Below are 3,611 nucleotides of genomic sequence, written 5' to 3'. Positions count from 1 at the left end.
CAAGGAAACCGAGTCGATCACGTACCGGATGGACCGGCGACGGGTCCGACGGCCCACGGCGGCGGGCGGGCTCAGCGGCGAGCGGGTTCGGCGGCGGGTGCGGCGGGTGCGCCGACGCCGACGACCGGGCTGCTCCGGCGGCGACTGAACATGCCCTGCGACACCGCGACACCGAGCAGCACGATCAGCGCGCCGACCGGTTGGTGCCAGTTGAGTCGTTCGTCGAGCGCCACGGCACCGATCAGCACCGCGAAGATCGGGATCAGGTACGTGACGGTGGACGCGGTGCTCGCGCCGGCCACCCGGATGTTGCGCATGTTGATCACGAACGCGAGCCCGGTGCCGAGCGCGCCGAGGGTCAGCACACTGGCCACCACCCCCGCCGACAGCTCGGTGGGCAGCGGCGGCAGGCCGGCGACGAAGGGTGTGACGATGGCCAGCTGCGCGGCGGCGAGCAGCAGTTGCGCGGTGGAGAGCGACAGCCCCGAGTACGCGCTGCCGGCGACGAACCGCTTCTGGTACGGGATGGCCACGCCGTAGCAGGCCGCCGCGCCGAAGCACATGAGCTGCCCGGTGAAGTGCGCCCCGCCGATGCCCTCCCAGACCCCGAGCACCACCAGCACCCCCACGAAGCCGAGCCCGAGCCCGACCGCACGGCGCATCGTGAGCCGCTCGGTGCGGAAGACCAGCACCGCCAGCGGCAGCACGATCAACGGCGTGGTGGCGTTCCAGATGCCGGCCAGCATCGACTCGACCCGTTGCTCGCCGTAACCGAAGAGGGTGAACGGCACGGCCACGCCGAAGGCGGCGACGACGGCCAGGTGCGCCCAGACCCGGGGCTCGCGGGGCAGCCGGTCTCGCAGCACGGCGAGAACGACAAGCAGGGTCAACGCGCCGGCGACGACCCGGTAGAGGGTGAGTTGGACCGGGTGCAGCTCGGCCACCCCGACCTTGATGAAGAGGAAGCTGGAACCCCAGATCGCGGCGAGGGCGACGAAGCCGGGCAGCCAGGCGCGGACCGGCGCTTTGTCAGGAGTGGTATCGGTGGTCACCCCTGACACTCTGCCGCAACCGTACGACAAAGTCGCGCGCCTTTCGGCCGTCACGCCGTGCCTGAACCCGCAGCTCGAACACGACAAACGTCGGCGACAGCGGGGTGGGGTGGTCACGTATGGTCGCACCGTGGGACGAATTGATGAACTCGCCAACCGCTACGTGGCCGAGTGGGCGCCGTTGAGCCCCACCGGCGCGACCTTCGTCGGCATCGCCGGCCATGACGACCAGCTCGACGACCTCTCGCCCGACGGTTATGCGGCCCGCGCGGACCTCACCCGCCGGACGCTCGCCGAGCTGGAGGTGACCGAGCCGGAGACCGAATCGGACCGGACCGCCAAGGAGGCCATGCAGGAACGGCTCGGCCTGGACCTCGCCCGCTACGACGCCGGCGAGGTGACCAGCGAGGTCAGCGTGATCGCCAGCGGGCTGCACGAGATTCGCATGGTGTTCGACCTGATGCCGACCGCGACCAGCGACGAGCAGGCCAACATCGCCGCCCGGCTCAACGGCTTCGGCGCCGCGCTGGAGGGCTACAAGACCACGCTGCGTGAGGCGCTCGCCGCCGGTGAAATCAGCTCGAAGGTGCAGCTCGTCGAGGTGGCCAAGCAGTGCGACATCTGGGTCGACCCGACCGGCGACAATTTCTTCCACGGGCTGGTCGAGCGGCTGGGGGCGGAGGGCACGCTCGGCGCGGAGCTTCGTCGGGGTGCGGCGGCGGCGACCGCGGCGACCGCCGAGTTCGGCCAGTTCCTGCGTAACGAGATGGCCCCGCACGGGCGGGACAAGCAGGCCGCCGGCCGGGAGCGTTACGAGCTCGCCTCGCAGTACTTCCTCGGCGCCAAGATCGACCTGGACGAGACGTACGCCTGGGGTTTCGCGGAGTTGGCCCGCCTGGGGGCGGAGATGCGGGTCGTGGCGGGGCGCATCGCCGGCTCCGGTGCCACCGTCGACGAGGCCGTGGCCACGTTGGACGCCGATCCGGCCCGGACCATCCAGGGCAAGGAGGCGTTCCGGGACTGGATGCAGGCGCTGGCCGACAAGGCGATCACCGAGCTGCACGGCACCCACTTCGACATCCCGGAGCAGGTCCGCCGCATCGAGTGCTGCCTCGCTCCGACCAGCGACGGCGCCATCTACTACACCGGCCCGAGTGAGGATTTCTCCCGCCCGGGTCGGATGTGGTGGGCGGTGCCGCAGGGCATCACCGACTTCTCCACCTGGCGAGAGGTGACCACGGTCTACCACGAGGGCGTGCCGGGTCACCATCTCCAGGTGGCGCAGACCGCTGTCCGGGCCGACCTGCTCAACCGCTGGCAGCGGCTCCTCTGCTGGGTCTCCGGGCACGGCGAGGGTTGGGCGCTCTACTCGGAGCGGCTGATGGACGAGCTGGGTTACCTGGACGACCCGGGCGACAAGCTGGGCATGCTCGACGGCCAGGCGATGCGCGCGGCACGGGTGATCGTGGACATCGGCATGCACCTGGAGCTGGAGATCCCGAAGGACAATCCCTTCGGCTTCCACCCGGGCGAGCGGTGGACGCCCGAGCTGGGCTGGGAGTTCATGCGGGCGCACTGCCGGGTTCCGGACGAGAACCTGCGCTTCGAGCTGAACCGCTACCTGGGTTGGCCGGGGCAGGCGCCGTCGTACAAGGTCGGTGAGCGGATCTGGCTCCAGGCCCGCGAGGACGCCAAGGCCCGCAAGGGCGCCGATTTCGACCTGCGGGAGTTCCACCGGCAGGCGTTGGACCTGGGTGCGCTGGGTCTCGACCCGCTGCGCCGGGCGCTGGCCCGACTCTGACCGGCCACGGCTGCGCGCGCCGACGGTACGACGAGTCCGTCGCCGCGCGCAGCCACGCCCCGAGCCGAGGCTGCTCGTCCGACCGAACGCTCCACCCGGGCCGGCTCGCCCGACCGAGCGCTCCACCCGGGGCTGCTCGTCAGACCGAGCACTCCACCCGAGGCTGCTCGTCCGACCGAGCGCTCAACCGAGGGTGAGTGCCAGCGCCGGCCGAGCGGTCAGCGTGTCGCTGGTGACGTACGCCAGGTCGATGACGGGGTCGGTGAACGTGATCGGGATGGGCGAGGTGATGGGAAGGCCGTCCGGTAGCGGCAGGTCCGGAGTCAGCGTGATCTTGATGCCGAGTAACCGGCCGACGAAGCGGGTCGCGTAGAAGGCCACGTCTCCCCGGACGGTCAGCTGGTTGGTCGCGTACCGCTGGTTGCGCCCTGCGGGGCCGTCGGCCCGCAGCAGGAAGTCGGTGGTCACCGCCTCCCGCATGCTGAACTTCAGCACCTTGAGGTCGCCCTGCACGGTGTGCAGGTCCGTGACCCCCTCGAACCGTAGCCCGGTCATCCGCACCGACGACCCGGTGAGCTTCGACGGCGTCCGGGCCACCGTCGGCAGGGCCGGATCGGCGGCGATACGCGGCAGCGGCTTGCCCGGCTGCACCGTTCCCGGCTTGTCGGGTGCCGGCTTGCCGGGCTTGCCCGGGGCCGGCTTGCCCGGGGGCTGCGACGGGCAGTCGCCGGGGCCGGGGCGGGGCGTCGCCGTGCTTG

2 protein-coding genes and 1 pseudogene are annotated in these 3,611 nt (G+C 71.2%); 1 reads left to right on the top strand and 2 read right to left on the bottom strand.

Annotation, left to right across the window (positions count from 1 at the left end; genetic code table 11):
- Positions 1–71 precede the first annotated feature (71 nt).
- The gene (locus tag PSH25_RS24440; protein WP_238661298.1) at positions 72–1,052 is read right to left on the bottom strand and encodes a DMT family transporter; all 981 of its coding nucleotides are present in this window, start codon (positions 1,050–1,052) and stop codon (positions 72–74) included.
- 130 nt (positions 1,053–1,182) lie between these two features.
- On the opposite strand from PSH25_RS24440, the gene PSH25_RS24435 reads away from it, so the two are divergent.
- Positions 1,183–2,853, top strand: a complete 1,671-nt coding sequence (locus PSH25_RS24435) for a DUF885 domain-containing protein (protein WP_238661297.1) — start codon at positions 1,183–1,185, stop codon at positions 2,851–2,853.
- A gap of 183 nt (positions 2,854–3,036) precedes the next feature.
- Here the strand turns inward: PSH25_RS24435 and PSH25_RS24430 are convergent.
- Positions 3,037–3,611, bottom strand: a pseudogene (locus PSH25_RS24430) (DUF6114 domain-containing protein); the annotation flags it as partial.

The organism is Micromonospora foliorum (assembly GCF_022229015.1).
Lineage (GTDB): Bacteria > Actinomycetota > Actinomycetes > Mycobacteriales > Micromonosporaceae > Micromonospora > Micromonospora foliorum.
The sequence above is the reverse complement of the archived record's forward strand: the minus strand, read 5'-3'. Positions and strand labels throughout refer to the sequence as shown.